The sequence below is a fragment of the Photobacterium kishitanii genome, from assembly GCF_003026355.1.
Lineage (GTDB): Bacteria > Pseudomonadota > Gammaproteobacteria > Enterobacterales > Vibrionaceae > Photobacterium > Photobacterium kishitanii.
This window is the reverse complement of sequence record NZ_PYON01000057.1, coordinates 1-677: the sequence shown is the minus strand read 5'-3', so window position 1 is coordinate 677 and position 677 is coordinate 1. Positions and strand designations below refer to the sequence as shown.

The window sequence follows — 677 nt, the reverse complement described above, 5'->3', positions numbered from 1 at the left end:
GGGAGGGCGTTTACCACGGTGTGGTTCATGACTGGGGTGAAGTCGTAACAAGGTAGCCCTAGGGGAACCTGGGGCTGGATCACCTCCTTACCTAAAGACTTATACTGTTTTATGCAGTGTCCACACAGATTGCTTGGTCGAAATGTAAAAGAACATCTAAGTTATCCCATAACTTAGACAAAAAACTTAGTCCCGTTCGTCTAGAGGCCTAGGACACCGCCCTTTCACGGCGGTAACAGGGGTTCGACTCCCCTACGGGACGCCACTTCTTTTCATCGGAAGTAAAACGATGGGCGATTAGCTCAGTTGGGAGAGCACCTCCCTTACAAGGAGGGGGTCACTGGTTCGAGCCCGGTATCGCCCACCACTTTCTTTGAATAGAACTTCTCCTAAGAAGTAAAACTTGATGGGGTTATAGCTCAGCTGGGAGAGCGCCTGCCTTGCACGCAGGAGGTCTGCGGTTCGATCCCGCATAGCTCCACCACTTTCTAAACACATTCGAAAGAGTGTGCTTAGAAAGTGGATTTTCATCGTTTAAGATGACAAAAACACATGTTCTTTAACAATCTGGAAAGCTGACTAGTAAATTCAATCGAAAGATTGATTTTAAAAAATGTTTTTATCTTCGGATAAAAACGAGTTCTCAAAACAACACACATTCAAGTGTCTTGTATCGA

3 tRNA genes and 1 rRNA gene are annotated in these 677 nt (G+C 45.8%); all 4 read left to right on the top strand.

The features are described 5' to 3' along the window. Nucleotides 1–90, top strand: a 16S ribosomal RNA gene (locus C0W29_RS21515); the annotation flags it as partial. A 99-nt stretch (nucleotides 91–189) separates the two neighbouring features. After that, nucleotides 190–265, top strand: a tRNA-Glu gene (locus C0W29_RS21510). Between the two features lie 26 nt (nucleotides 266–291). Then, nucleotides 292–367: transfer RNA gene (locus tag C0W29_RS21505), tRNA-Val, on the top strand. A gap of 41 nt (nucleotides 368–408) precedes the next feature. Next, a tRNA-Ala gene (locus C0W29_RS21500) sits at nucleotides 409–484 on the top strand. The last annotated feature ends 193 nt before the right edge of the window (nucleotides 485–677 follow it).